This is a genomic window from Adlercreutzia sp. ZJ141 (assembly GCF_011038965.1).
GTDB lineage: Bacteria > Actinomycetota > Coriobacteriia > Coriobacteriales > Eggerthellaceae > ZJ141.
In genome coordinates, this window is record NZ_JAAKEB010000009.1 from 28,442 (window position 1) to 55,432 (window position 26,991).

The following is a 26,991-nucleotide window of genomic DNA, read 5'->3' on the forward strand; positions in this document are numbered from 1 at the left end:
CGGTGTGCTCGCGCACGTTTCGCCTGCGCGTTACCATAGGTCGGCAACCCCTTTTGCAAAGGAGAGACAATGACGAGGGAATTTAAGTCGATGGATGGAAACAACGCAGCAGCGTATGTTTCCTACGCCTTTACGGAAGTGGCGGGAATCTATCCCATCACGCCTTCGAGCCCTATGGCTGACTACGTTGACCAGTGGTCGGCGCAGGGAAAGAAGAACATCTTCGGCACCACCGTGAAAGTGTGCGAAATGCAATCTGAGGGCGGCGCTGCGGGTGCTGTGCACGGATCACTTGCCGCTGGCGCGCTGACCACCACGTATACGGCGTCTCAGGGTCTGCTGCTCATGATTCCGAACATGTACAAGATTGCGGCCGAGCAGCTGCCGAGCGTCTTCCATGTGAGTGCCCGCACCGTTGCCACGCACGCGCTGAACATCTTCGGCGATCATTCCGATGTTATGGCGTGTCGTCAGACCGGTTTTGCGATGCTCGCCGAAAGCAACGTACAGGAGGTCATGGACCTCGCTGCCGTCGCGCACCTGTCGGCCATCAAGGGCCGGGTGCCGTTCATCAACTTCTTCGATGGTTTCCGCACTTCTCATGAGATTCAGAAGATCTCCGTGTGGGATTACGACGATCTTGCAGATATGTGCGATATGGACGCCGTCGCCGCATTCCGTAAGCATTCGCTGAACCCCGAACGTCCTGCCATGCGTGGTAGCCATGAGAACGACGACATCTTCTTCCAGCATCGTGAGGCGTGCAACAGCGCCTACGATCAGTTGCCCGCCGTGGTGGAAGCGTGCATGGCTCAGGTGAACGCAAAGATCGGTACGAACTATCAGCTGTTCAACTACTATGGTGCTGACGATGCCGACCGCGTAATCGTTGCTATGGGCTCGTTCTGCGATGTTGCCGAAGAGGTTATCGACTACCTGAACGCTCATGGCGAAAAGGTGGGCTTGGTGAAGGTTCGCCTGTACCGCCCGTTTGTCACCGAGAAGTTCGTGGCTGCGCTGCCGTCTACGGTGAAGAAGATTGCCGTCATGGACCGCACCAAAGAGCCTGGCTCCATTGGCGAGCCGCTGTACATGGACGTTGTGAGCGCACTTGCCGAGCATGGTGTGACTGGCATCACTGTGTGCGGTGGCCGTTATGGTCTTGGTTCCAAAGATACCCCGCCGTCGAGCGTATTTGCTATCTACACAGAGCTTGCGAAGGATGCGCCGCGCCGCGAGTTCACCGTGGGTATCGTTGACGATGTGACCAATTTATCGCTGCCTGAAGATCGCAACTGCCCGAACACGGCTGCGGAAGGCACCATCGAGTGCATGTTCTGGGGCCTTGGCGGTGACGGTACGGTTGGTGCAAACAAGAACTCCATCAAGATCATCGGCGACCACACCGATAAATACGTGCAGGCTTATTTCCAGTACGACTCGAAGAAGACCGGCGGCGTGACCATCAGCCACCTGCGCTTCGGCGGATCTCCCATCCGCAGCCCGTATTACGTGAATAAAGCCGACTTTGTTGCCTGTCACAACCCGTCGTATCTGATGCGTGGCATTAAAATCGTGAAGGACGTGAAGCCTGGCGGCATCTTCCTCGTTAATTGCCAGTGGACGCCTGAAGAGCTCGACACGCATCTTGATGCCGAAACGAAGCGCTACATCGCTCAAAACAACGTGCAGCTCTACATCATCGACGCTATTGACCTGGCTATCGAGATCGGCATGGGTAAGCGCACCAACACGATTCTGCAGTCGGCATTCTTCGCGTTGACGGGTGTTATGCCGCAGAAAGATGCCATCCAGTACATGAAAGACGCTGCCACGAAGTCTTACCTGAAGAAAGGCCAGGACATCGTGGACATGAATCACAAGGCTATCGACGCTGGTGCCACTGCGTATCGCAAGGTGGAAGTTCCCGCCGAATGGGCCAATGCAACCGACGATCGCAAGCAGGCCGAACTTGAGGGACGTCCCGAGCTGACGCAGATGGTGTCGGGTATCATGCAGCCGGTTGGCTTGATGGCGGGCAATTCCCTGCCGGTTTCCGCGTTCGCTCATCACATTGATGGTCAGTTCGAACAAGGTGCCGCTGCCTTCGAGAAGCGTGGCGTTGCCGTGAATGTTCCGCTGTGGGACGAGCAGAAGTGCATCCAGTGTAACAGCTGTTCGTTCGTATGCCCCCATGCCACCATCCGTCCCTATGTGCTTACCGCCGAAGAGGTGGCTGCGGCTCCGCAGGCTATGGTGGTTATTCCCGGCAAGGGAGGTAAAGCGAAGGGTTACGAGTATACGCTGGCTATTTCTCCGCTCGACTGCATGGGCTGCGGTGTGTGCATTGGCGCGTGCCCCATGGGCGCGCTATCCATGGTTCCGCAGGAAAGCGAGATGGATCAGCAAGAGGTGTTCGACTATTGCGTTGCCCACGTAAGCGAGAAGTCCGAAGTGTTCAGCCCCACCGTGAAGGGTAGTCAGTTTAAGCAGCCGTTGCTCGAGTTCTCCGGAGCGTGCGCTGGTTGTGCCGAAACGTCGTACGCGCGTCTGGTTACGCAGCTATTCGGCGAGCGTATGTACATTGCCAACGCCACGGGCTGCTCGTCAATCTGGGGTGGTCCTGCTGCCACATCGCCGTACACGGTGAACAAGGAAGGACACGGCCCTGCGTGGAGCAACTCGCTGTTTGAGGATAACGCCGAGCACGGTTTGGGTATGCTGCTTGGCCACGAAGCGGTGCGTAATCGCCTGATTGGCAAGCTGGAAAGCATGGCGGCCAACGAAAAAACCCCTGCTGACACCCGCTCACTCATTGAGACGTATCTGTCAACGACAGCCGACGGCAATGCGAACGCCGCGGCGGCTCGTGCGCTTGTTCCGGCACTCGAAGATGCCGCTTCGAGCGGTTGCCCGGTGGCAGCCGAAGTGCTGGCCGACAAGGAATACCTGACCAAGAAGTCCATCTGGATCTTCGGTGGCGACGGTTGGGCATATGACATCGGCTACGGCGGCCTCGATCACGTACTAGCGTCGGGTGAGGACGTGAACGTGTTCGTGTTTGACACCGAGGTATACTCCAACACCGGTGGCCAGGCATCCAAGGCATCCAATATCGGCCAGGTTGCGCAGTTTGCCGCAGCTGGCAAGGAAGTCAAGAAGAAGAGCCTTGCCGAAATCGCCATGGCGTACGGTTATGTGTACGTGGCACAGGTTGCCATGGGCGCAAACGAGCAGCAAACGGTGAAGGCTATCGCCGAAGCCGAGGCGTATCCGGGTCCGTCGCTGATCATCGGCTACTCTCCCTGTGAGATGCACTCCATCAAGGGAGGCATGATGAACTGCCAGCAGGAGATGAAAAAGGCTGTTGAATGCGGTTACTGGAACCTGTTCCGTTTCAACCCCAATGGTGCGCCGGGCAAGAAGTTCGTGCTCGATTCGAAGGAGCCTGCGGGCGGTTACCGTGACTTCCTTATGAACGAGGCGCGCTATAGCCGCTTAACGCGCGAGTTCCCCGACCGCGCACAAGAGCTGTTCGAGCGCAACGAGAAAGCTGCCATCGATCGTTACGATCACTTGGTGAAGCTGAAGGAGATGTACGCCGAAGCGTAAGCGCTCGTAGAGAGCAGCATCAGCGTGCTTGGTTTCGCTGTAACAAAAGCCTCCCTTGAGTAAGAGTAAGGGAGGCTTCTTCTTTGTGTCGGCGCTCGATGCGGTACACATACACAACCCCCCTCTTCCTCAGTGCTTTCATACGGATTCATGAGTGTGTAAAGCCCATTTACCGAGCAGGGGCGTCCGTGTGTACCCGATGGCCGTACGCTCACTCGCTTCACTGCTATCATCAATTCTTTCACGACGATGCGAACGCGCACCGCGATGCTTCGATGCATTGCTGTTTGGTGTGCCTGCGCAGGTGAAGACGAGAACATGCCGCAGAGGAAAGAGAGGAGAGCCATGTCCCAGTTGACTGAGATCCGCTGGCATGCGCGTGCGGGACAGGGCGCCGTTACGGCGGCGAAGCTTGTAGCCGACACTGCGCTCATGCAGGGCGCTTATATTCAGGCGATGCCCGAGTATGGACCGGAGCGCAACGGCGCCCCGCTGAAGGCGTACACGCGAGTGTGCAGTGAACCTATCGAGGTTCACAATACCATTACGAATCCGGCCATCGTTATCGTGCTCGATGAGACGCTGCTCGACACCGTCGATGTGACTGAAGGTCTCCTACCGGGCGGTACCGTCATTCTTAATTCCGAAATGTCGCTTGCCTGTGCGCGCGAGCGCTTAGGTGTTGCCAACGACGTCACCGTCGCGGTGGTTGACGCATCGAAGATTGCTCTGGAAACCATCGGGCGCAACGTTCCCAACACACCCATTGTTGGCGCACTTTCCAAGGTGACGGGCTTGGTTCCTGTTGATGCGGTGAAGCAACGTCTGACCATCATGTTTGGCAAAAAATTCTCACAGGAGATGATTGACGCTAACCTGGCAAGCGTCGATCGCGCGTACAAGGAGGTGGAGCTCGCATGAAGCTGATCACGCCCAACATCGAGGACTTCAACAGCTGGACGGTCGATCAGATGCCCACTGGCTTTGTCATGCCCGGCGGGTTGTCCGAGCACTACATCACGGGCGGGTGGCGCTCGATGCGTCCCGTGTGGAATGCCGAAGCATGCACGAACTGCATGCTCTGTTGGATATCGTGCCCCGACTCATCCATCATCGTCCAGGATGGAAAGATGGTCGGCATCGACTACGATCACTGCAAGGGATGCGGCGTATGCGTGCACGAATGCCGCTTCGGATGCTTGGAACTCATTCGTGAGGATCAAGCCGACGCTGCGAAGGAGGCGTAAAGCTACTATGAGCACCGAGATCAAAGCCTTTTCCGCAACGGGAAATCAGATGGTGGCCGAGGCGATGCGCCAGGCTGAGCCCGACGTCATGGCTGCGTACCCCATTACGCCTCAAACTACGATTGTCGAAAGCTTCGCGAAGTTCGTGGCCGACGGCCGCGTGCATACCGAATATGTAACGGTGGAGTCCGAGCATTCGGCGCTGTCCGCCTGTGTAGGAGCATCTGCTGCCGGCGCGCGTGTGGCCACAGCCACGGCATCGCAGGGTTTGGCGCTCATGTGGGAGGAACTGCACATCACTGCCGGTATGCGTCTGCCCATCGTCATGGCAAACGCCAACCGCGCGCTCGCAGCTCCTATCAACATCCACTGCGACCACTCCGACATCATGGGTGCGCGCGACACCGGTTGGATCATCATGTTTGCCGAAACCGCGCAGGAAGCCTATGACAACACGGTGGTATCGTTCAAGGTTGCCGAAGATGCACGTGTTCAGCTTCCTGTGCTTACCACACTCGACGGTTTCACCACCAGTCACGCCATGGAGCGCTGCGAAATGGAAGATGACGACACAGTTCGCGCATTCGTGGGCGACTACGTTGCAGCGCATCCACTGCTCGACACCGACAATCCGGTGGGGTGTGGTTCGTATGCGCTCGGCGATTGCTACATGAAGACGCATCTGGCGTGTCGTCGTGCGAATACCGGGGCGCTTTCCGTCATTGAAGAGTACGGCAAGGCATGGGAAGCCATCTGTGGCCGACCATTTAACGTGGTTGATACATGGGGAACCGAAGACGCCGACTACGTGGTGGTCGTGCTGGGTTCGGCGGCCGGCAACGCGCGCCATATTGCGCGCGAGCTGTGCGCACAGGGAAGGCGCGTGGGTGTCGTTCGTCCGAAGGTGTTCCGCCCGTTCCCGGCTGCTGCGGTTGCTGCGGCGTGCAAGACAGCAAAGGCCGTGGCTGTTATGGATCGTTCCGACTCCATCGGTGCTGCGCATGGACCGTTAGGTGCCGAGGTTATATCCGCCCTGCATGAGGCGGGTCTTACCATGCCAGTTAAAAACTACATCTTCGGCTTAGGTGGGCAGGATCTCACCAATGAGCTGATGACCAGCATATTCGATACGCTCGAGGACGTGGCTGCGGGCACGGCATCGCCGGCACTCAGCTACCTCGGGTTCGAGGAATAACAAGGGAGGTAAGCATCTATGGCAAACATCAAAGAGCTTTCCCGCCGTCCCGAGTGTCTGGCTGCCGGTCATCGCCTGTGCGGTGGCTGCGGTGCTTCCATCTGCGTCCGTCAAGTGCTGATGGGCGTGCCCGACGACGTTTATCCTATCGTAGGCAGTGCAACCGGCTGCTTAGAGGTGTCCACCACTATTGCGCCGTATAACTCGTGGAAGGTTCCCTTCATCCATAACGCATTCGAGAATGCGGCAGCAACCATGTCCGGCGTTGAAGCTGCGTTTAAGGGTTTGCGTCGCGCGGGCAAAATACCCGCCGACAAGAAGATGAAGTTCATCGCATTCGGCGGCGATGGTGGCACGTACGATATCGGCTTGCAGTCGCTCTCCGGCGCCATGGAGCGCGGCCACGACATCGTGTACGTGTGCTACGACAATGGCGCTTACATGAACACGGGCATTCAGCGCTCATCGGCAACGCCAAAGGGTGCGTGGGCTACTACGTCGGAAGTTGGCGTGGCTCAGCAGGGCAAACCGCAGGTTCGCAAAGACCTCGCTTCCATCATTGCGGCGCATGGTGTGCCCTATGTTGCCCAGTCGACGGTTGGTCACTGGAAAGATCTTGTGGCTAAGGCTGAGAAAGCTATTGCCGTCGATGGTCCGGCATTCATCAACGTTATGGCGCCCTGCCCGCGTGGTTGGCGTATCGGCAGCGATGAGACCCTCGACATCTGCCGTCTGGCGGTCAACACCAAGTTCTGGCCGTTGTTCGAGGTGGAAAACGGCGTATGGAAGCTCACGCCCGTGAAGGAGAAGAACCTGCGTCCGCTCGAGGACTTCCTTCGTCCTCAGGGTCGTTTCAAGCACTTGTTCCGTTCGGGAAATGAGGCGCTTCTCGACGAGATGAAGGCCGATGTTGCGGCGTACTGGGCTTATCTCGAAGGCCGCGTTGAGGGATCGAAGGGTCTCTAGACGGTATCTACTTTGCATATTCGAAAACGGCTGCCTGCGGTACAATGCAGACAGCCGTTTTTCACATTAACGTTCATGTAACGATAGGAGATCGCATGGCTGACGAGCAAGGGGGCATCGAAAGCGTACCGCCTTTGACCGCATACGAAATCGCGCGCGCAAAGAAGGAGGCGGAACTTAAACGGGCTCAAAAGCAAAAGAGGAAGCTTATCATTTACTCCACGTTGGCGTGCATCGCCGTCATCGTCGGCTTGGCGGTTGTTTTAGGGTATTCGTACTCGTAGGAACCGATAAACCTGTCGGCTCAAGGTCCGGCACAGCACTACTCAAGGCTGCTTGGTGTCGGCTCATGCTAAACGCCCAGCAGCCTTTCTGCGTATGCGAGCTTCACGCAGCAGCAGAACACGTCCATAGCCTCTTTCAGCTCGTCAAGGGGCGGCAGCGACGGGGCGATGCGAATGTTCGAGTCGGCGGGATCGTTGCCATACGGCCAAGTTGCTCCGGCTCCGGTTAGGCACACGCCTGCCTGTCGCGCAAGCTCCACCGTGCGTTTTGCGCAACCGTGCGGTGCATTAAACGAAACGAAATAGCCGCCGCGGGGACGCTCCCAGAAGCACTCACCAATGCTTTCAAGCTCGCGATCAAGCGCTTGCAGCACTAACTCGAATTTTGGCCGCATGATAGCTGCGTGCTTACTCATGTGCAGCGCAATTCCAGAAGCATCGCGCAAGAAGCGCACATGTCGTAGCTGATTGAGCTTATCGTGGCCGATCATTTGCACACTTATGTGCTGCTTGATATCGGCGATATTTGCGGGGCTTGCTGCCATCGCCGCAACCCCTGCTCCAGGAAACGTCACCTTCGACGTCGATGCGAACTTGAAGGCACGGTCGGCATGTCCTGCCTCTTTACAAGTGCGGCCGATGTCGAGCAGATGATCCTGCTCGTTTGCTTCGTCGTAAAGATGATGCACGCAGTACGCATTGTCCCAGAAGATGCGGAAGTCATCGGCGGCGCATTCCATGAAGGCCAACCGGCGCACCGTATCGTCGGAATAGGTAATGCCGCTTGGGTTCGAATACTTCGGCACGCACCACATTCCCTTTACGCGTTCGTCGCTTGCTGCGATGCGTTCTACCTCGTCCATATCTGGCCCGGTTGCGGTCAGACGAACTGGTATCATCTGTGCGCCGAACGCTTCGGTGATAGCGAAATGACGGTCGTATCCAGGAACGGGACAGATCCATTTCACAACGTCATAGTCGTTCCAAGGGCGTGATCCGCAGGTGCCAAACTGAAAGCAGCGTGCCATGGTGTCATACATAATAGTAAGGCTTGCGTTGCCGAATACGATAACGTTGTCCGCATTGTCATCAAGCATTGTGGCCATGAGTCGTTTAGCTTCAGGCAGACCATCGAGCACACCATAGTTGCGACAGTCGGTGCCATCTTCGGCAATGGCACGTACATCAGCACGCAGTTCGTCAAGCATCGGCATGCTTAGGTCGAGTTGCGCTGCGGAGGGCTTTCCGCGTGCCATATTCAGCGAAAGCCCCTTTGCTTGGAACGTCGCATGTTCGGCGCGTAAGCGGGTGAGTTCTTCTTCGAGTTGCTGAGTCGACATCGTGGCATAGGCGGTCATGGTGAGAAGCCTCTTTCGAGATAGCTTTTGCTTTGTCATTGTTGTGGGAGCCATTACGTCGCAAAGCTCACGTATTCCCGGTGAAGGTTTCAGGCAAGCTGTGCTTTGTAGATGCTGGCATGCACGCATTCTAGTATAGTTGCTTCGAGCCAGACGACGTGTGAAAGTAGTTCGATTTTCCGGCGTATTGCAGGCGCTGAAAGCGAGTTTCCGCAGGTACTTTCGAAAAAGGACCAGCGGAGTGCCCGCGCTTGTCATTGGTCCGGCGCTCGCTCTGGTGTGGGAATGATGGAGACACTCCCGGGGGCGTGTTGATAGTTGACAGCTCGGAAAACCGAGTGTATTATTCTCCTGCTCGCGCGTTCGGAGGTGTGAAAGTGCGAGTGGCAGCTTGAAAAGTACACATGAATTGAGCGACGAACAGGGGCGTGTGCCCGAGTGGTTAAAGGGGACGGGCTGTAAACCCGTTAGCTATGCTTACCTAGGTTCGAATCCTAGCGCGCCCACCATCTTGCCTGTGTAGCTCAGTCGGTAGAGCACTTCGTTGGTAACGAAGAGGTCACCGGTTCAAGTCCGGTCGCAGGCTCCATTACGGCGGTGTAGCTCAGTTGGTCAGAGCACACGGTTCATACCCGTGGCGTCACTGGTTCAAATCCAGTCACCGCTACCATTGTATATTCCGCGTCCGCATTGTCGGACGCGTCGTTTTATTCAGGTTTCGTTTTCGCATAAAGCGAATTCAAAAAGGAGGATGACTCATGGCTAAAGAGAAGTTTGAGCGCTCCAAGCCGCATGTTAACATCGGCACCATCGGTCACGTTGACCATGGCAAGACGACCCTGACTGCCGCTATTTCCAAGACTCTGTCTGAGAACGACGGCTCTCACGGCACCGCTCATGCTGACTTCACTGCCTTCGATCAGATCGACAAGGCTCCCGAAGAGCGCGAGCGCGGCATCACCATCTCCATCGCTCACATCGAGTACGAGACGGATCAGCGTCACTACGCTCACGTTGACTGCCCCGGCCATGCTGACTACGTCAAGAACATGATCACCGGTGCTGCTCAGATGGACGGCGCTATTCTGGTTATCGCCGCTACCGACGGCCCCATGGCTCAGACCCGCGAGCACATCCTGCTCGCCCGTCAGGTCGGCGTTCCCTACATCGTCGTGTTCCTGAACAAGTGTGACATGGTTGATGACGAGGAACTCATCGAGCTCGTTGAGATGGAAGTTACCGAACTGCTCGATTCCTACGGCTTCGAGGATTGCCCGATCGTCCGCGGCTCCGCTCTGAAGGCTCTGGAGGGCGACAAGGATTGGCAGGAGAAGATCTGGGAGCTCATGGACCTCGTTGACGAGCACATCCCGACCCCGGAGCGTGACGTTGACAAGCCGTTCCTGATGGCCGTTGAGGACACCATGACCATTACCGGTCGTGGTACCGTTGCTACCGGTCGTGTTGAGCGTGGCGTTCTGCATGTGAACGACCCGCTGGAGATGGTTGGTATCAAGGAGACTTCCAGCACCGTCTGCACCGGCATCGAGATGTTCCGCAAGCTGCTCGACGAGGCTCAGGCCGGCGACAACATCGGCTGCCTGCTGCGTGGCGTTAAGCGCGAAGACATCGTTCGTGGCCAGGTTCTCTGCAAGCCCGGCAGCGTGACCCCGCACACCGAGTTTGAGGGCCAGGTTTACATCCTGACCAAGGAAGAGGGCGGCCGTCACACTCCGTTCTTCGATGGCTATCGTCCGCAGTTCTACTTCCGCACCACTGACGTTACCGGCGTTGCACATCTGCCCGAGGGCACCGAGATGGTTATGCCTGGCGACAATGTTACGCTGCGTGGCGAGCTGATTCACCCGATCGCTATGGAAGAGGGCCTGAAGTTCGCTATCCGCGAAGGTGGCCGCACCGTTGGTTCGGGTCGCGTTACCAAGATCCTCAAGTAGTAATTCTCAAAGATACGTCGATGCAGAGCCCGTTGAAAAGACGGGCTCTGCATTCTTCGAGTTCATGTGTAGACATTCAAGCTTGTTTGGAATACAGTAAAAGGAGAGTTCATGCGTACATTGGTCACTTTGGCATGCACTGAGTGCAAGCGCCGTAACTATACGACCAAGAAGAACAAGCAGAATAATCCTGACCGTATCGAGTTCAAGAAATACTGCAAGTGGTGTGGTCATCATACCCTGCATAAGGAAACCCGATAGCAGATCAGTGATTTTAGCGAGCATAGGCCAGTAGCTCCAATTGGTAGAGCGGCGGTCTCCAAAACCGCATGTTGGGGGTTCGAGTCCCTCCTGGCCTGCCAGCTCGACTGCATGAGCAGCTTGCATTCAGGTTGCTTGGAAGGAGCAGCTTGGAGTCAGGCTGCTTGTTTGGCGTTTAGAAGGAAATCAATTTCCGCTTAAGGACACAGATGGCTAAGAAATCAAAGACACAGCGAGCAAAAGCTTCTGCGGCGCGCGCCAAGCGAAAGGCGGAGGCGAAGCGTGCCGAGGAGTTGGGCCTGGAGGTAAAGCAGGAAGAACCTGCCGCTAAGCCGGAGGCCCCTAAGAAAGGCTTGTTCAAGAAGTCCGAGACCGCCGGATCGTCCTCGAACAGCGGCAAGCAGGCGGATGCCAATAAAGTTGTCAAGAAGGAGAAGAAGCCCGGTCGCATCCGGACGTTCTTCAAGGGTGTGCGTTCCGAGATGCGCAGGGTTACATGGCCCACGCGTCAGGACGTTCTTCGTTGGAGTGGCGTCGTTGTGGCTGCGTTGGTGTTCTTCGGTGTATTCGTCGCCGTGCTGGACAACGTTATCGTTACGCCGTTGCTGGTTGCGATATCCAGCTTGTCCGGGCTTGTTGCGTAAGGAGCAAGGTACATGGCGAAAAAATGGTATGTTCTGCATACGTACTCTGGTTACGAGAACAAAGTGAAAGCGAGCCTTCAGACCCGTGTTGAGACAATGGGGCTGGAAGACAACGTTTTTGCTATTGAGATACCCACGGAAACGGTTACCGAGATCAAAGACGGCGGTCGTCGTGTGGAGAGCGAAAAAAAAGTGTTTCCCGGCTACGTGCTCGTTCGTATGGAGCTCGATGATCGCAGTTGGGCAGCCGTTCGCAACACTCCAGGCGTTACGGGTTTCGTAGGGGCCGACAACAAACCCGCTCCGCTTACGCGTGCTGAGTACAACAAGATTATGAAGCGTACAAGCCCCGAGACTCCGAAGAAAACATCTTCGAGTTTGGAAGTTGGCCAGTCCGTGAAGGTTGTGTCTGGCCCGCTCGCCGAGTTCGATGGCATTGTTTCAGAGGTTGCTCCCGAGGCTGGCAAGGTGAAGGTTATGGTCTCCATCTTTGGTCGCGAGACACCGGTGGAGCTTTCCTTCGATCAGGTGGCGAAAATATAACTGGTAAGCAAACAAGCTGCTGCGCATGCCCGAGTGGACCGGGGCTTCTCATGTAAGGCGCTTAGTTGATAGCAAAACGAAACGAATGTTGTTCAGCTGAAAGGAACGTTCACAATGGCTGAAAAAAAGAAAACCGGCTTTGTTAAGCTGCAGATTCCGGCAGGCGCTGCAAATCCTGCCCCTCCGGTCGGTCCGGCGTTGGGTGCTCAGGGTGTTAACATCATGCAGTTCTGCCAGGCGTTCAACGCCCAGACGCAGGATCAGTCCGGTACCATCATCCCTGTTGAGATTACCGTTTACGAAGACAAGAGCTTCACGTTTGTCTGCAAAACCCCGCCTGCTGCGGTGCTCATTAAGGAGAAGCTGGGCATTAAGAGTGGTTCGGGCATTCCTCAGATCAAGGTTGCTGGTACGTTGACCGAAGATCAGCTTCGTGAGATTGCCGAGATCAAACTGCCCGATCTGAATGCCAACGATATCGATGCTGCCATGAATATCATTGCAGGCACCGCTCGTAGCATGGGTGTGCGCATTGAGGGTCGTCCCATGAAGAAGAAGTATGTACCCTCCCGTAAGGTTGCGGCCATCCTCAGGGGTGAAGCGTAAGCTTTAAGCAATGCACTGCTGCATGCGCATAGAGCAGTGTATGAAGTTAGGTCGATGGTACACAGGTGCCATTACCATAGATAAGTGGAAGGGCGCTTAAGGCGCTCGCCATTACCACGAAAGGAAGCAAGTATGAAGTTATCCAAGAATTATCGCGCCGCGCAGGAGAAGATCACTGAGTCGGCGTACGCGCCGATCGATGCCATGGCGCTGCTGAAGGAGATCGCGACTGCAAAGTTCGACGAGACGGTTGAAGTCCACTTCCGTCTTGGCATCGATACTCGTCAGGCCGATCAGCAGCTCCGTGGTACGGTGAGCCTGCCCAACGGCTCTGGTAAGACGGTTCGCGTGGCGGTGTTCGCTGAAGGCGAAGCTGCTCGCGCTGCTGAAGAGGCTGGTGCCGACATTGTTGGTACCGACGAGTTGGTCGCTCAGATTCAGGCTGGCGAATTTAACTTCGATGCTGCTGTCGCCACGCCCGATCAGATGGGTAAAGTTGGTCGCTTAGGTAAGATTCTCGGCCCCCGTGGCCTGATGCCGAATCCGAAGCTCGGTACCGTGACCACCGACGTAGCCAAGGCTATCAAGGAGCTCAAGGGTGGTCGTGTGGAGTACCGTGCCGACCGTTACGGCAATGCTCACGTTATCCTGGGTAAGGTTTCCTTCACTCCCGAGCAGCTCGCCCAGAACTACGGTGCTGTGTACGACGAAATCCTTCGCATGAAGCCCGCTGCAGCCAAGGGCCGTTACGTGAAGTCTATCACCGTTGCGTCCACTATGAGCCCCGGTGTGCCGGTTGACTCGTCTGTGACGCGTGCTTACACGGAGAAGGTTGCCGAGTAAGCAGCAAACCAAAACACATTCGTTTTTGGGCCCCGCATACCGGGGCCTTTTTGCTGTTCAGAATGCGCCACTGGCGCATTTTGCCCTCTCGGGGTTCGATCCATGTCAGGTTACCAAAAAAGGCCGCTGACCTGGGCCAACGACCTTTCTAGATATTGGTGGAGCATAGGGGGATCGACACGTATTCGCTTCGCGAATCCGTGAATTCCTCAAGCCTTCGGCTTTCGGACCAAAATGCGCCACTGGCGCATTTTGCCCTCTCGGGGTTCGATCCATGTCAGGTTACCAAAAAAGGCCGCTGACCTGGGCCAACGACCTTTCTAAATATTGGTGGAGCATAGGGGGATCGAACCCCTGACCTCGGCATTGCGAACGCCGCGCTCTCCCAGCTGAGCTAATGCCCCGAAATTTCGCCATGCGCAAACCGTGCGATTCCGTCCGTTGTTTGCGTCCTGGCTCATTCACGCAAGTTGACATTGTGGCAGTGCGAATGGGCTTTGTCAATCGTGGATGAGCGAAGTTGCAAAACTTCTTCTTTCTTTTTTTGTTCAAACAGTTCAGAATGAATATAGGGGATGATTTGCGATGTGCAATGTAGGAGGGGCCACGTATGAGAGACGTCATTAAACTTGCAGGTGCGATTACGGCAATGCTGGTCTTGCTGATGTTGTGCGGATGCGCGACGCTACATGACGGCGATACGTTTGTGGGTTCGTGGGAGCTCGTTGAAACGTCGGGCGACGAAAGTGCCTTATCGCCCGATTACGTGAGAGAGATGCGAGATCTTGGGATGATCATCCAGCTTACGCTTGAAGAAGATGGCACGTTAATTATCGATCAGTACGGTGAGATATCAACAGGAACATGGCAAGCTACATCAACCGATGAGGGGTTGGCTACACTCGACAACAACGTGGCATTGATGCGCCTTGATGGTGATCGGTTGATCATGGGAGACGAAGCGTCGTCGATGGCGTTTAAACGCCAGGGAAACACTGATTAAGGTTGTCTTGTCCTGCGTTTGCAGGGTGGATGGCTGGGAGCCGAAAACCAAATGCGTGTGTACGTGCGTAAATGAGATTTGAGATCTCCAGGCACCGCACTACAAATGTAGGACTGGCGGAAGTAATCAGTGTTTCTCTGGGCCAGTTAGCACATCTGTATTGTGTGCAGCTAAAGAGTATCTTCGAAAACTGCGTCAATTGGAAAATCCCCCAAAACGGGTGAATACTGAACTGATTATTTTGCGCTATTATGCACGGGCATTAAAGTTTGCGCTACACTTCTGCGGGTAAACGCGCATGGAAGGTATGCGCCTGATGAAAACCTGAAAGGAGGTTGAAGAGGAATGAGTGAAGAGGTAACCAAAGCGGAAGCCGCCGCCGAGGCAACCGTAGTCGAGGACTCTCCAACCAAGGAGGCTGCGCCAAAGAAGGGAAAGAAGAAACTCCCCATCATCCTTGGCGTAGTTGCGGTTGTCGTGATTGCAGCCGGTGCCGGCTTCTGGGTTTGGCATGAGCAGCCAAGCTTCTGCAACGCCATTTGCCACACGCCGATGGATCCCTATCTGCCGACCTATGAGGCAGAGGTTGGTGCTGCGGCCACCGACAAGTGGGGCAATGAAGTTGCGAACTCCAGCTCGATGCTCGCGTGCGTGCACCGTGACTGGGGCGAGAAGATGAACGACGAGATCACCTGCATGGGCTGCCATGTTCCGACGCTGAGCGAACAGATCGGCGAGGGCATGAAGTGGGTATCTGGTAGCTACGAAGTGGTTGACAACTCCGCGTTCGGTGTGGTTCTTCCCGAGAAGAGCCTGGAGGATCTGGTTGCGGCTCGTGGGTTGACGCCTGATGAGTTCTGCCTGAACGAGGGTTGCCATAACCTGACGCGCGACCAACTTGCGTCTGCTACCGACGACATGAAGCGCAATCCGCATTCTGCGCAGCATGGTGAGGTTGCATGCAGCGAGTGCCACAAGGCTCATCGTGCATCCGTTGTGCAGTGCTCGCAGTGCCACAGCGATGCCGAGATTCCTGAAGGCTGGCTGAGCGCCTCTGACGCCAAGGCACTGGCGAACACCGCCGCCTAAGCGTCGCAACGTCCGACGGTAGATCGGGCAAACAAGCAAGAGAGAGGGCTTGTCGTGAGCACACGTGCTCACGACAAGCCCTTTTCTGTCTCATGATCAAGAATCGCAGCACACGTACGGGTGAAAGGCAAGAGATGTGCCCTCATGGTGAATTTTTAGTTTCACGGGCGGTGCGATTCGGGCTCATAGTGAAGTGCGGGAAAATTATTCGGTTATAACGCATGCATAAGCGCCGCATGAATACGGCGCGATAAAAAGGGAGACGCATGAATAAGAAGATGAAGCGGCGCATGGTGGTCGTCACTGGTGTGATTGTCATTGTTTTGATTATCGTGCTCGCGGTGGTTGGCGGATCGAGTTCGGCGAAATCGGTAACGGTTGCTGACGTGGTAAGCGGAGCGTATCAGGATCAGAAGGTGCAGGTTACCGGCACGGTTGTCGACAATTCCTTCGAAACAAAGGATGGCGTGCTCACATTTAGAATCTATGATCCCGAGGGCGATCCTTCCCAAGAGCTTGATGTTCGCTTCGACGGAGGTGTGTCGGCGACGTTCGGTAACGGTGTTGTTGCTATTTGTACGGGCAAGATGGGCGCTGACGGTGTGTTGTCGTGTACTGAGCTGGTGACGAAGTGTCCGTCGAAATACGAGAACGCCACTGATGCTTTGACGGTTGAGCAGCTGCTCGATTACGGCGATAGCGTCATTGGTAAACCGGTGAAAGTTGCCGGTGTTGCGAAATCGGTGGCGGCGGTCGGAGAGGGCGATCGCATTGTTCTCACGTCGGAAGACGGTTCGGTCGAGCTTGGTGTTGCCTATGATGGAGCTATTCCCGATGGCGTTGCCGAGGGTAGTGCGCTTGTGGTTACAGGTTCGCTGAGTGAGGACGGCACGTTTGCGGCAACTGATGTGGCACTGAAGGCGTAAAGCCCGGTTGCCACTGAAAGGGATGATGAAGGTATGTCAATAGTTGGTTTGCTCGGTTTGCTTGTTGCATTCGCGGGCATTGGCGTGACGGTGGTATGCCTGATCACCGGTTCTCTTCTGCAGAAAAAGCGAACGGGCGGCACCGGCGAAACGCTCACCTGGGCGGGGCATCTGGGCGTGCTTATCACGTTCATCGCGCTCACGGTGTGTTGTGGTGTGTTGGTGTACTGCTTTATGGTGGGCGATTACTCGATTGAGTACGTACTCATGCAGCACAGCGACTCTTCGAGCAGCATTGCTTGGTTCTACAAGCTCTCGGGGCTTTGGGCAGGCCGCGAAGGGTCGCTCTTGTTCTGGGCGTGGCTTATTGCAGCATTTGCTTCGCTTATGGCTGTCCGAAATATGAAAGGTTTGGCGAAGCTCGACAGTATGGCTCTGCTCGTGCTGACCATCGTGCTTGCGGCGTTTGTGGGTGTGTTGTTGTTCTCGGAAAGCAATATGCCATTCACAGTGACGCCTGAGAATCTGTACGGTGCGGACGGTACGCTGACCGCTGCAGCGTCAATGTACGGTATGAATGCGCTGCTCGAGCACTGGGCCATGGCGATTCATCCGCCCACGCTGTTTGTGGGTTACGCTGGCCTGACGGTGCCGTTTGCATACGCCATTGCGGCGTTGATTGTGAACGACCCGTCGCGCGAATGGGTGATCCGTTCGCAGCGTTACACCCTGTTCTCGTGGCTGTTTTTAGGAATAGGCATTGGTTTAGGTGCTGTGTGGGCGTACGTGGTGCTCGGTTGGGGCGGTTACTGGGGCTGGGATCCGGTCGAGAACGCCAGCTTGTTGTCGTGGTTAGTGGGTGTGGCGCTCATCCATAGCTTCACGGTGTACCACCAGCGTGGCGCATTCAAACGTTGGAGTGTCATGTGTGCATGTCTGACGTTTGCGTTTGTGATCGTGGGTACGTTCATTTCTCGCTCCGGACTGGTGCAATCAGTACACGCATTCGAGGGTGATCCGGTGTCGTTGGCGCTGTTCGGTGCGCTGATTGTGGTGTCGGTGCTCGCTGGTGTTGTGGGTCTTGTTGTTCGCTGGAAGAGTTTTGGGCCGTCGTCTGATGGCACTGACGATGTGGAAAACATGTTGTCCAAGGATGCCGCCTACTATTTCAACAACGTGATCATGGTGGTGTTCGCGTTCTTGCTCGCGTATCTGACCATTTCGTCAGCGCTACCGTCGTTTCTGCCATTCGGTGGCCAGAGCGTTTCTGCGGGAACCTACAACGCCATCGCTCGTCCGCTCGGTGTGGTGTATTTGGCCATTCTTGCGGTGTGTCCGCTGTTGTCGTGGGGTAAGACCGATGGCGCACGTTTTTGGAAGCGTGCGAAGGTGCCGGGATTGTGCGCATTGGCGTTGTTTGTCGTGCTCATGGTGTATTTCGCCACGTACCTGTTCCCTGGCTACAACGACGTGATTGCCGCTGGGGGCGCCGAGGCGGCGGGATTGCAGGAGGAAGGCCCCTGGTGGTACTACAACGGGCTTGCCGTGGTTGGTTTTGCGGTTGCGAGCGTATTGTTCTTCAACTCGCTGTTCATGCTGGGGCGCGCGGTGCGCGGTTATGCGAAGGGTCACGGCTGCGGCACGCTTGTGGCACTTGGCGGCATGCTCACGCATCGTGCCTCCTCGTTTGGCGGTTTTGTTGCCCACTTTGGCATGGCAGTTATTCTAGTGGGGCTTATCGGCTCATCGATGTACGTAACGAACGTGGTAGGATACGTGCCCTACGATTCTGAAACTGACACCGTGGCCGAGGATTTCACTATCAAGGATTACACGCTCACGTACACGGGCAATAGTATCGAACAGCAGAAAAACGGTGATGACATCCTGTACACGCTATATTACGACGTGTACAAAAACGGCGAGTTTGTTGGTTCGGTTGATCCGACGGTGCAGCTGGTTCAATCCACTCAGCAGCAAAAACTCATCGCAAGCGTTATATCGTTTCCGACCGAAGACTTGTTCGTGGTGTACCGCGGTGTGAACGAAGACGGCGACTTTGCTATGGATGTGCGCGTAAACCCGTTGATCTCTGTGGTGTGGGTAGGGTTTGTGTTGCTGATGGTAGGCGTGGTAATAGCCACGTGCGGCGGGCGCGGCGCGAAACGGGGATCGCGCGCCGAAGGGGAAGATGTGCTGCTCGCTGCTGAGACGGAAGGCACTGGCTTGGCCGATGTGGCTCCTGAAGCTGCAAACGACGACCATGACTCCGCCAAGGCCACCAACAGCGATACTGCCAGTGTTGCCAAGGTGGCGGTAGACGCCGATACAGACAAGGACTAGCCGGTCATGGAAGCTGCGATAAGGGCACAGAAGCTGACGAAGGCGTTTGGCACGCGCAAAGCGGTTGATAGGGTAACCTTTGAAGTGCCCTGCGGCGCGTTTCTGTCGATATTCGGCCCGAACGGTGCGGGTAAGACCACGTTGCTCAGGATGCTTTCCACACTTGTTCGTCCAACCAAGGGTGAGGCGTGGCTTATGGGAATCGACATGAGAGAAGAGCCCGACTGCGCGCGCGAGCACATTGGGCTTATCTCGCACAACTCCATGTTGTATCCCGATTTGACTGCCGAAGAGAACCTAATGGTGTACGCGCGTTTGTATGGCGTGCATAACCCCGAACAACGTGTGCTCGACATGCTTGAGGCGGTCGAGCTTAAGCACCGTCGTCACGATGTGGTGCGCACGTTCTCCCGTGGCATGACACAGCGGCTCTCTATTGCTCGTGCGCTCATCCACAATCCCGACGTAGTATTTCTTGATGAGCCGTATTCTGGTCTCGACCCGCATGCGGTTGAGATATTCGACGAGCTCATTGACGCGCAGCGTGCCGGGCGAACGTTTGTCATGGTCAGCCATGATCTGCGAAAAGGTTTCGACATGTGCACGCATGCGCTCGTGATGGCGAAAGGTCACATTGTGACGTTTGATGAGAAGGGAAACCTCGATTTCGGGGAGTTTGCGGACTTATACCGCGCAACGGTTGGCATGGGGGTGTCGTAAATGGCAGAACGCATGCAGACCGCGCGGGCGCAGCGTACGGTCGAAGTGAGCCGACCGTCGACGTTTTCCCAGTACAAGGCATTGCTCCGAAAAGACCTCGAGCAGGAATTTCGTACAAAGGAAATGCTCACATCTATGGGCATCTATGCGCTGTTGGTGCTCGTTGTGTACGGAGCGGCACTTGGTCAAACGTCGAAGGACCTCGACATCCTTCAAATGTGCGGCGGCTTGTTGTGGGCGCTCATCGTGTTTACGTCGCTGCTGGGCTTGAACCGTTCCTTCTCGCACGAAAAGGAACAAGGTTGTCTCGAGGGTATTCTGCTTGTCCCACTCGACCGTTCTGTGGTTTTTCTGGCGAAGGCAACGTCAAACTTGTTGTTTCTGTTGGCGGTTGAGGTTGTGGCTGTGCCCTTGTTCTTCTTTTTCTTTTTGCAGGGGACAAGCGTGGCTTCGTCATTTTGGCTGATGGTTGTGCCGTTGCTTGTGGGAACGGTGGGCGTTGCTGGCATTGGTACGTTGCTTTCGACTATCACCATTAACACGCGCGGCAAAGATGTGATGCTAGCGGTGCTGTTTATTCCGCTGGTGTTCCCGTTGCTGTACGCATGTGTGTCGTCGACTACGGCGGTGATCGTTGGTGCTGAAGGGTTCATGGATGTGTTTGTTCCTGCCATTGCGCTGGCTGCTGGCTACGACGTAGTTATGGTGCTGGTCAGCTGGGTTCTGTACGATTACGTCGTGTCCGCGTAGTGCGCGCAGGTGGTACTGCTGAAGTGTTACGACGTTGCAGCGCCGCGGTGCCGCTTGTACGGTAGTTGCCTGCGTGAGTGAGCCGCCTGTGCACATGCGTTTTGTGCCACCATGAAAGCAGGTCGCGCGAGCCGCTGGGTGGCGGCGCGGTGCGGGTGGCAGCGGTTCGGCTATAATGCAGTAAGACCGCATTTGAGAGAAAGGTCGTTATGGCTGGGGAAAAAACCAGTAAACTTCCCGAGGCGGGACAATGGCCCGACCGTCTGGCGGCGGTGCTGCTGCCGTTAGGTGCTGTGGTGTCTGTCATCGGGTTTCTCATGGCGTTTCTGTACGCCGCGCCGGTGAATGGCGCAAGCGTCGAAGGCGTTGAGCTCATTGGTGGGCAGATGATCAACACGAAGCTGCTCATTTCTCAGAAAATCTTCTACTTCCATATGCCGGTTGCGCTGGTGTCGTTTATTGCTTTGGCGTTCGGTGCGTACTATGGCGCACGCTTTCTGGCAACGAAGCAGCAGCGTTTCGACACGTGTTCCAAGATAGCGATGGAAATTGCACTTGTGTTCGTGGTGGCTACGATGGCAACCGGCGAAATGTGGACGCGCTTTGAGTGGGGCGTGTGGTGGTATTGGGAACCTCGGTTGACTACGTACTTGGTGCTTATGTTGATTGTCATCGCGTATTTTATCTTGCGCAACGCGATTGACGACTTCGAGCGGCGCGGCGTATATGCGGCCGTTATCTCCATTGTCTCGCTTGTCGATGTGCCCATCTGCTTTATGGTTACGCGCATGATTCCGTCGAGTGTGCATCCGGTGGTATTGCGTGCAGGGGGTATGTCGGGCGACATGGGCATGACCGTTGCTGTGTGCATGGTGGGGCTGCTCATGGTGGCGTTTGGCTTGTACCGTGCGCGCTTCCGTCAAGTTCGTATGGCTGAGCGCGTTGAAGCATTAAAAGAGCTACTAGACGAATAGTCCTCGGCTGCTGCGTTTGTGGTTGAGGTTTCAGCTTCCGCTCACTGAAGGGGCTGCGGCGCATTCGCATTGAGCATCTGCGCAAAGAAAGGAAAGGTTGTATCATGAACCCTGTTCTCATAGAGATATACAGCACCATTCTGCCGTCCGCTCCGTATGTGATTGCGGCGTACGCGTTGATTTGGCTCATACTGCTGGTGTATGTGGCTATTGTGGTATCCGGCATGAAGAAGACCGAGAAGCAGATCGCCGTGCTGGAAGAGGCGTTGCGTGATGCTGCTGTGTCGTCGAAGGGGGAGTGAGGTCGTCGCGTATTGCGAACGCCACAGGTACTGCGGCTTTCGTAGGTGCGAAACGTATCGCTGCCTGAAATGAGCTTGGTGCGTTGCCGAGTAAGGCACTTTGCGAAGGGCCGTGCTCGCTGTTGATGTCCGTTTGCGAAAGGAAAGACGAATGAAGGCTTTGATTCCCGCTGCTGGCTTAGGCTCCCGTTTTTTGCCCGCCACGAAGGCACAGCCGAAGGAGATGTTACTCGTTGTCGATCGGCCTGCCATTCAGTACGTTGTGGAGGAAGGCTTGGCCTCGGCGGCCGACGAGGTGGTTATCATCAACAGTCGCGAGAAGAAATCTATTGAGGAACATTTCTCGCCAGCACCCGAGCTGGTCGCCATGTTGCGCGAGCGCGGTAAGGACAAATACGCCGACGCGGTGGAACATGCCGGAAGCTTGAACGTAAGCTACGTGTACCAAGATGAGCCTCTGGGGTTGGGGCATGCCATCTACTGCGCGCATGAGAAAACGGCGGACGAGCCGTTCTATGTGCTGTTGGGAGACGTACTTGTTCCCGATAACAAGATGCTGCCGCGCATGCAGGATGTGTCGGATGCTCATGGAGGTGCGAGCGTCATCGCTGTTATGCCGGTGCCTGCCGATCAGGTGAGCCGTTTTGGTGTCATTGCTGGGGAAGCGGTAGCTGACGACGTGTGGAAGGTGTCATCGCTCGTTGAGAAGCCAGCGGTTGATGAGGCTCCGTCGAACCTGGCTGTGTTTGGCCGCTACCTGCTGTCTGCGCGCGTGATGGAGCTGCTTGCCGAGGGGAAGCCCACGGTTGGTGGCGAGATTCAGCTGACTGACGCACTCGATGCTGTGCTGCGCGAGGAAGAGATGTATGCGTTGGTGATTGATCCTGCGGATGGCTTTGATACGGGCACCGTGGAAAGTTGGCTTGAAACGAACAACGTACTGTTCCAGCGAGCGGCGCAGCAGTAAGGATAGGAACGCTTGTGTCGTGCCGCTTGCCGGCAAAAGCGCTGCGAGGCGGCGGCACGAAAAGCGTGTATCAGGGAAACGCATGCCAAGACGACCTTAGTCAGCGTTTCCTTGGGGAAAATGATCGGCCCGGCGGAGGGGAACCGCCGGGCCACAAGGAGGGGATGATCGGCGCTTTATGCGCCGTTCTGCTTTCTTATGAAGCAGAGACAAGGAAAGGAGGGGAGCCTCTCGCTTGCTGATGCTATTATAGAAAGCAGAATTGAAGAACGTTTGCACGGCCAGTGCGCGTTTTGTGAAGGGGAGGTTTCATATGCCTGACATTCAACTTCGCTTCCATAAGGACATGCTCGTCTTGTCGGCTCCGATTGCACCCGTGTTGGAGCGTCAAGGGTTCGACCCTGATCAGAGCCTAGAATTTGCTGGATTGGTTGAACCGGAGGCTGTTCGTGATGCACTGCGGCTCAATAAGGTTGCCGGTGCTCAGTGTTTGGTTACCAACACCGAATCGGCGCTGCCGGCGAGGTTGGCTCATGTGGGGCTGGAAGACCGTGTGCAGGACGTCATCGACCAGGGTATTGCCACCGCGGTATCGCTTACTCCGCAGCATCTGCTGGTTCATGTGGGCCCGAGTGGGTTGCCGCTCGATCCGTCCAGTAAAGCGTCATTGAACGAGAGCCGCAGCCAATATGCTCGCGTTGCCCGCATGATGAGCGCCAAGGCGTTCGATGCGGTACTACTCGGAGGATTTGCCGATGCGGTCGATCTGAAATGCGCGCTCATGGGCATGCGGCAAGTGCTCGACTGCCCGGTGTTCGCAAGCGTTGATGTTCGTGCCGATGGAATGCTTGCAAACGGCCGTCACACGTTGGAAGACGCATGCGCCGTTATGGACGAGTTTGGGGCGTCAGTTGCCGGCATTCGTTCGGAGCTGAGTATCGAAGGGGTACTTGCACTGGTTGGGCGTCTTCGTGCTGCAACGTCGCTTCCGGCAATGGTGTCGCTTACGGTAGCACGCAATGATCCCAAACAGGGCCAGGCAACTGCTGAGAACCCGTACTTCTGTCCGGACACTATGATCGAGGTTGCCACACGCCTACGCGGCGGTGGGGTGCAATTTTTGCGCGCCGACGGCGCAGCAACGCCGGCATACACGGGCGCTTTAGTCGCCGCATCTGAAGGGTTTGACGTTATGCGCCCCGACGTGCAGGAGAACGAGTGATGACCAACCACAATTCTGGATCTGATCGTCGCCCGTTTGCTGTTATTCCCCCGTGCGTATACGAACAAGCGGCTCGTCGTATGCCAGCGGATGACGTCACTGAGCGTGCCTTGGGCGACGTGTGCGAAAAGCGTGCGGATGATATGTGTGATGCCTTTAATGATGCGACGTTCGACGAGCAGCTCGCGTACGTGCAGCGGGTTTTGCTGCAGGAGCGCGCCGCACGTCCGTTCCCACGCCGGGCGCAGGAACGAAGCCCGTTTTACGGCGTGTTGCAGGATTTCGTCGACTCGCTCTTTGAAGGCGATTGTGACGCGGTGCTCCGTCGGCTCGATGTGGTAGTGGCGGCCGAGTCAGCCGAGTTGCCTGCCGACTTGCTGGAAGTGGTCGAGCTGCTTCCGCCGGGAAGCTACACACGGCAGCGGTTGTGCGGTCAGCTGAACTCCGCCATCGGTGCTCACGCGTGGTCGAGAACGTATGGGACGGTCAGTTGACGGAGTGTTTGTGTGCCCGAAAGGCGCTGTGCTGCGCTTGCTGGGAAGCAGGGCCGGCGATCGGTAGGTGTGTGCCGGGCTTGTGAATATACTATGAACGGGAGCGCTCGCGAAGCGCTCCTTTTCTGTGTGGAGCCTGCATTTTCGAATAACGGTTCAATGTCAAGCCTTGCGTGCCTGCATTCCTCAAAGTACTATATGTTTGCTTTAAATCCAGCCAATACCACAATATGTTGTGGAAAACTATGCGAATTTTCAGTGGAAAACTTGTGCATAGCAGCGCGAGTGAGCAGATGAGCGAGCGATGCAAGCGAAAGAGAAAGGGCTTCTGGCATGGTCGGAACCATCATTAAACGAGACGGGCGCACAGCTGAATTCAATAAAGACAAAATCACCGACGCGGTCGAAAAAGCCTTCCAGGCATGCGCTGCCATGCAAGATCGCTCCGTCGCCGAGGAAATAGCGGACAAGGTTGTTGAGAAGCTGGAAAACGGCGCCATCGAGGGCACTCCTACGGTTGAGGGCGTGCAGGACTTGGTGGAGGAAACCCTTATTGAGTCGGGTTTTGTTCAAACGTCGAAGTCCTACATTCTGTACCGCGCCGAACGTAGCCGCGCACGCGATGTGAACAGCCGTCTCATTCAAACACTGAAGGACATCACGTTCTCCAAGGCGTCTGAGTCCGATATGAAGCGCGAGAACGCCAATATCGACGCCGACACCGCCATGGGCACTATGCTGAAGTATGGGTCGGAGTCGGCCAAGCAGTTCTACGAGATGTGCGTCATCGACCCGAAATTCGCGCGCGCTCATCGCGAAGGCGACATTCATATTCACGACATGGACTTCTACACGCTCACCACCACGTGCTGCCAGATTGAGTTGAAAAAGCTCTTCAAGGGCGGCTTCTCCACTGGTCACGGTGTGCTGCGTGAGCCCAACGACATTTCCAGCTACGCAGCGCTGGCCTGCATTGCCATTCAGTCGAACCAAAATGACCAGCATGGTGGTCAGAGTGTATGTGACTTCGATTACGGCTTGGCTGAAGGCGTGCGTAAAACCTACCGTCGCCTATTCAAGAAGCACTTGGCTGAAGCGGTCGACCTGCTTACCGACATCGAGGATGACCGTGCCTTCGCCGAAGGCGCGCTGGCGCGCGTTGAAGAAGTGACCGGCGTTGTGGCGAGCATTGATATCGACGAAGGGTTCCGCGCCGCCGTGCTCGCCGAGCTTGATGCTGCAGGCGTTGATGCTCGTACCGCTGGGCGCGTAGTTGCCTACGCCGAAAAGAATGCTGAGCGCGATACCGACCGCTCAACGTTCCAGGCTATGGAAGCACTTGTGCACAACCTGAACACTATGCATTCTCGCGCGGGTGCGCAGACGCCGTTCTCTTCAGTGAACTACGGCATGGACACCAGCCCCGAAGGGCGCATGGTTATTAAGAACATGTTGCTGGCCACCGAAGAGGGCTTAGGGTCTGGCGAGACACCTATCTTCCCCGTGCAGATTTTCCGCGTGAAGGAAGGTGTGAACTACAACCCCGAAGATCCGAACTACGATCTGTTCAAGCTGGCCATGCATTGCTCGGCCAAGCGGCTGTTTCCGAACTTTAGCTTCCTTGATGCGCCGTTTAATGCGCAGTACTACAAGGGCACGCCAGAAACCGAGATTGCCTACATGGGCTGCCGCACGCGAGTCATAGGCAATAGGTATGACCCCAACCGCGAGGTCACGCCTGGCCGTGGCAACCTGTCGTTTACGTCCATCAATCTGCCGCGTCTGGCTATTCGCGCTCGTGGCGATATCGATTTGTTCTTCGATTTGTTGGATGCGAAACTGGCGCTGGTCATCGGACAGCTCGATGAGCGCTTCGAGATTCAGGCGCGCAAGCACGTGTACAATGCGCCATTCCTTATGGGGCAGGGCGTGTGGATCGATTCCGAGAATCTGAAAGCCACTGACACACAGCGCGAAGTGCTCAAGCATGGCACGCTGACCACAGGCTTTATCGGCTTGGCTGAATGCCTGGTGGCGCTTACGGGCCACCATCACGGCGAGAGCCCCGAGGCACAGCGTCTGGGCTTGGAGATCGTAGGCCATATGCGCAGCTACGTCGATCGTATCTCCCGCGAGCGGAACATGAATTACACGCTCATCGCTACGCCTGCCGAGGGGCTGTCGGGCCGTTTTGTGCGCATGGACCGCGCCCGCTACGGCAGCATTCCCGGCGTCACCGACCGCGACTACTACACCAATGGCTTCCATGTGCCGGTGTACTACGACATCAGCGCGTTCGATAAGATCGCCATCGAGGCACCCTATCACGCGCTTACCAACGGCGGGCATATCAGCTACATCGAGCTCGACGGTGACCCCACCGAAAACTTGGAGGCCTTTGAGAGTGTTATCCGCTACATGAAGGAATGCGGTATGGGGTATGGCAGTGTGAACCATCCGGTCGATCGCGACCCAGTGTGCGGCTACAACGGCATCATTGAAGACGTGTGTCCTAAGTGCGGCAGGCGCGAGGAAGAGCACGGCGTGCAGTTCGAGCGCATTCGTCGTATCACGGGGTATCTGGTGGGTACGCTCGATCGCTTCAATGACGCAAAGCGTGCCGAAGAGCATGACCGTGTGAAGCACGTTGTTCCGGTGGAGCACGCAGAACAGGCGTAAGAGGAACA

25 protein-coding genes and 5 tRNA genes are annotated in these 26,991 nt (G+C 56.2%); 28 read left to right on the forward strand and 2 right to left on the reverse strand.

The window, feature by feature from the left end; genetic code table 11:
- Nucleotides 1-69 precede the first annotated feature (69 nt).
- From nifJ to G7Y44_RS05785, 6 genes are all read left to right on the forward strand, one after another.
- Nucleotides 70-3,612 (forward strand): pyruvate:ferredoxin (flavodoxin) oxidoreductase, encoded by a 3,543-nt coding sequence (gene nifJ / locus G7Y44_RS05760; RefSeq protein ID WP_165248280.1) that lies wholly within the window; start codon nucleotides 70-72, stop codon nucleotides 3,610-3,612.
- Nucleotides 3,613-3,957: 345 nt separating this feature from the next.
- Nucleotides 3,958-4,533: a 2-oxoacid:acceptor oxidoreductase family protein gene (locus G7Y44_RS05765; RefSeq protein ID WP_165044702.1), complete on the forward strand. Its 576-nt coding sequence runs from the start codon at nucleotides 3,958-3,960 to the stop codon at nucleotides 4,531-4,533.
- Nucleotides 4,530-4,859, forward strand: a complete 330-nt coding sequence (locus G7Y44_RS05770; protein ID WP_165044704.1) for a 4Fe-4S binding protein — start codon at nucleotides 4,530-4,532, stop codon at nucleotides 4,857-4,859. The genes G7Y44_RS05765 and G7Y44_RS05770 overlap by 4 nt, the downstream gene beginning before the upstream one ends.
- Nucleotides 4,860-4,866: 7 nt before the next feature.
- Nucleotides 4,867-6,054, forward strand: coding sequence for a pyruvate ferredoxin oxidoreductase (porA, locus tag G7Y44_RS05775; RefSeq protein WP_165248282.1), 1,188 nt, complete (start codon nucleotides 4,867-4,869; stop codon nucleotides 6,052-6,054).
- 18 nt (nucleotides 6,055-6,072) lie between these two features.
- Nucleotides 6,073-7,020: a thiamine pyrophosphate-dependent enzyme gene (locus G7Y44_RS05780; RefSeq protein WP_165044708.1), complete on the forward strand. Its 948-nt coding sequence runs from the start codon at nucleotides 6,073-6,075 to the stop codon at nucleotides 7,018-7,020.
- Between the two features lie 95 nt (nucleotides 7,021-7,115).
- On the forward strand, nucleotides 7,116-7,304 hold the full coding sequence (locus G7Y44_RS05785; RefSeq protein WP_165248284.1) for a hypothetical protein: 189 nt from the start codon (nucleotides 7,116-7,118) through the stop codon (nucleotides 7,302-7,304).
- 68 nt (nucleotides 7,305-7,372) lie between these two features.
- Here G7Y44_RS05785 and G7Y44_RS05790 read toward each other — a convergent pair whose 3' ends face one another.
- Nucleotides 7,373-8,662 carry an aminotransferase class I/II-fold pyridoxal phosphate-dependent enzyme gene (locus G7Y44_RS05790; RefSeq protein WP_165248286.1) on the reverse strand — a complete coding sequence of 430 codons (1,290 nt, stop codon included), beginning with the start codon at nucleotides 8,660-8,662 and terminating at the stop codon, nucleotides 7,373-7,375.
- Nucleotides 8,663-9,086: 424 nt separating this feature from the next.
- On the opposite strand from G7Y44_RS05790, the gene G7Y44_RS05795 reads away from it, so the two are divergent.
- The 10 genes from G7Y44_RS05795 to rplA all read left to right on the forward strand — a co-directional run bounded on the left by G7Y44_RS05795 (nucleotide 9,087) and on the right by rplA (nucleotide 13,514).
- A tRNA-Tyr gene (locus tag G7Y44_RS05795) sits at nucleotides 9,087-9,171 on the forward strand.
- Nucleotides 9,172-9,175: 4 nt separating this feature from the next.
- Nucleotides 9,176-9,251: transfer RNA gene (locus G7Y44_RS05800), tRNA-Thr, on the forward strand.
- Between the two features lie 4 nt (nucleotides 9,252-9,255).
- Nucleotides 9,256-9,332: transfer RNA gene (locus G7Y44_RS05805), tRNA-Met, on the forward strand.
- An 88-nt stretch (nucleotides 9,333-9,420) separates the two neighbouring features.
- Complete coding sequence (gene tuf / locus G7Y44_RS05810) at nucleotides 9,421-10,617, forward strand: elongation factor Tu (protein ID WP_165044714.1); 1,197 nt, start codon at nucleotides 9,421-9,423, stop codon at nucleotides 10,615-10,617.
- Nucleotides 10,618-10,728: 111 nt separating this feature from the next.
- Nucleotides 10,729-10,878 (forward strand): 50S ribosomal protein L33, encoded by a 150-nt coding sequence (rpmG, locus tag G7Y44_RS05815; RefSeq protein ID WP_021900606.1) that lies wholly within the window; start codon nucleotides 10,729-10,731, stop codon nucleotides 10,876-10,878.
- A 24-nt stretch (nucleotides 10,879-10,902) separates the two neighbouring features.
- Nucleotides 10,903-10,979, forward strand: a tRNA-Trp gene (locus G7Y44_RS05820).
- 108 nt (nucleotides 10,980-11,087) lie between these two features.
- Nucleotides 11,088-11,522, forward strand: coding sequence for a preprotein translocase subunit SecE (gene secE, locus G7Y44_RS05825; protein WP_165044716.1), 435 nt, complete (start codon nucleotides 11,088-11,090; stop codon nucleotides 11,520-11,522).
- Between the two features lie 12 nt (nucleotides 11,523-11,534).
- Nucleotides 11,535-12,065, forward strand: a complete 531-nt coding sequence (gene nusG, locus G7Y44_RS05830) for a transcription termination/antitermination protein NusG (protein ID WP_165044718.1) — start codon at nucleotides 11,535-11,537, stop codon at nucleotides 12,063-12,065.
- 114 nt (nucleotides 12,066-12,179) lie between these two features.
- The gene (rplK, locus tag G7Y44_RS05835) at nucleotides 12,180-12,671 is read left to right on the forward strand and encodes a 50S ribosomal protein L11 (RefSeq protein WP_165044720.1); all 492 of its coding nucleotides are present in this window, start codon (nucleotides 12,180-12,182) and stop codon (nucleotides 12,669-12,671) included.
- A 132-nt stretch (nucleotides 12,672-12,803) separates the two neighbouring features.
- Entirely contained in the window at nucleotides 12,804-13,514 is a 711-nt protein-coding gene (gene rplA / locus G7Y44_RS05840; RefSeq protein ID WP_165248288.1) for a 50S ribosomal protein L1, read from the forward strand.
- A 328-nt stretch (nucleotides 13,515-13,842) separates the two neighbouring features.
- Here rplA and G7Y44_RS05845 read toward each other — a convergent pair.
- Nucleotides 13,843-13,918: transfer RNA gene (locus G7Y44_RS05845), tRNA-Ala, on the reverse strand.
- A 206-nt stretch (nucleotides 13,919-14,124) separates the two neighbouring features.
- Here G7Y44_RS05845 and G7Y44_RS05850 point away from each other — a divergent pair.
- The 12 genes from G7Y44_RS05850 (at nucleotide 14,125) to G7Y44_RS05905 (ending at nucleotide 26,983) form a co-directional block, all read left to right on the forward strand.
- Nucleotides 14,125-14,517 carry a hypothetical protein gene (locus G7Y44_RS05850; RefSeq protein ID WP_165248290.1) on the forward strand — a complete coding sequence of 131 codons (393 nt, stop codon included), beginning with the start codon at nucleotides 14,125-14,127 and terminating at the stop codon, nucleotides 14,515-14,517.
- 345 nt (nucleotides 14,518-14,862) lie between these two features.
- Nucleotides 14,863-15,606 carry a cytochrome c-type protein Cgr1 gene (gene cgr1, locus G7Y44_RS05855; RefSeq protein ID WP_165248291.1) on the forward strand — a complete coding sequence of 248 codons (744 nt, stop codon included), beginning with the start codon at nucleotides 14,863-14,865 and terminating at the stop codon, nucleotides 15,604-15,606.
- Nucleotides 15,607-15,872: 266 nt separating this feature from the next.
- Entirely contained in the window at nucleotides 15,873-16,532 is a 660-nt protein-coding gene (locus G7Y44_RS05860; protein WP_165248293.1) for a cytochrome c maturation protein CcmE domain-containing protein, read from the forward strand.
- Nucleotides 16,533-16,565: 33 nt separating this feature from the next.
- Nucleotides 16,566-18,875, forward strand: a complete 2,310-nt coding sequence (locus G7Y44_RS05865) for a heme lyase CcmF/NrfE family subunit (protein ID WP_165248295.1) — start codon at nucleotides 16,566-16,568, stop codon at nucleotides 18,873-18,875.
- Nucleotides 18,876-18,881: 6 nt separating this feature from the next.
- The gene (locus G7Y44_RS05870; RefSeq protein WP_165248297.1) at nucleotides 18,882-19,595 is read left to right on the forward strand and encodes an ABC transporter ATP-binding protein; all 714 of its coding nucleotides are present in this window, start codon (nucleotides 18,882-18,884) and stop codon (nucleotides 19,593-19,595) included.
- On the forward strand, nucleotides 19,596-20,345 hold the full coding sequence (locus tag G7Y44_RS05875) for a heme exporter protein CcmB (protein ID WP_206214415.1): 750 nt from the start codon (nucleotides 19,596-19,598) through the stop codon (nucleotides 20,343-20,345). It begins immediately after the preceding gene.
- Nucleotides 20,346-20,554: 209 nt separating this feature from the next.
- Nucleotides 20,555-21,319 carry a cytochrome c biogenesis protein CcsA gene (gene ccsA / locus G7Y44_RS05880; protein ID WP_165248299.1) on the forward strand — a complete coding sequence of 255 codons (765 nt, stop codon included), beginning with the start codon at nucleotides 20,555-20,557 and terminating at the stop codon, nucleotides 21,317-21,319.
- 104 nt (nucleotides 21,320-21,423) lie between these two features.
- Complete coding sequence (locus tag G7Y44_RS05885) at nucleotides 21,424-21,621, forward strand: CcmD family protein (RefSeq protein WP_165044735.1); 198 nt, start codon at nucleotides 21,424-21,426, stop codon at nucleotides 21,619-21,621.
- A gap of 151 nt (nucleotides 21,622-21,772) precedes the next feature.
- Nucleotides 21,773-22,588 (forward strand): UTP--glucose-1-phosphate uridylyltransferase, encoded by an 816-nt coding sequence (locus G7Y44_RS05890; protein ID WP_165044737.1) that lies wholly within the window; start codon nucleotides 21,773-21,775, stop codon nucleotides 22,586-22,588.
- 313 nt (nucleotides 22,589-22,901) lie between these two features.
- The gene (locus G7Y44_RS05895; protein ID WP_165248301.1) at nucleotides 22,902-23,810 is read left to right on the forward strand and encodes a homocysteine S-methyltransferase family protein; all 909 of its coding nucleotides are present in this window, start codon (nucleotides 22,902-22,904) and stop codon (nucleotides 23,808-23,810) included.
- The gene (locus G7Y44_RS10565) at nucleotides 23,810-24,304 is read left to right on the forward strand and encodes a hypothetical protein (protein ID WP_371807464.1); all 495 of its coding nucleotides are present in this window, start codon (nucleotides 23,810-23,812) and stop codon (nucleotides 24,302-24,304) included. Before G7Y44_RS05895 ends, G7Y44_RS10565 begins: the two co-directional genes overlap by 1 nt.
- Nucleotides 24,305-24,637: 333 nt before the next feature.
- The gene (locus tag G7Y44_RS05905) at nucleotides 24,638-26,983 is read left to right on the forward strand and encodes an anaerobic ribonucleoside triphosphate reductase (protein WP_165248303.1); all 2,346 of its coding nucleotides are present in this window, start codon (nucleotides 24,638-24,640) and stop codon (nucleotides 26,981-26,983) included.
- Nucleotides 26,984-26,991 lie beyond the last annotated feature (8 nt).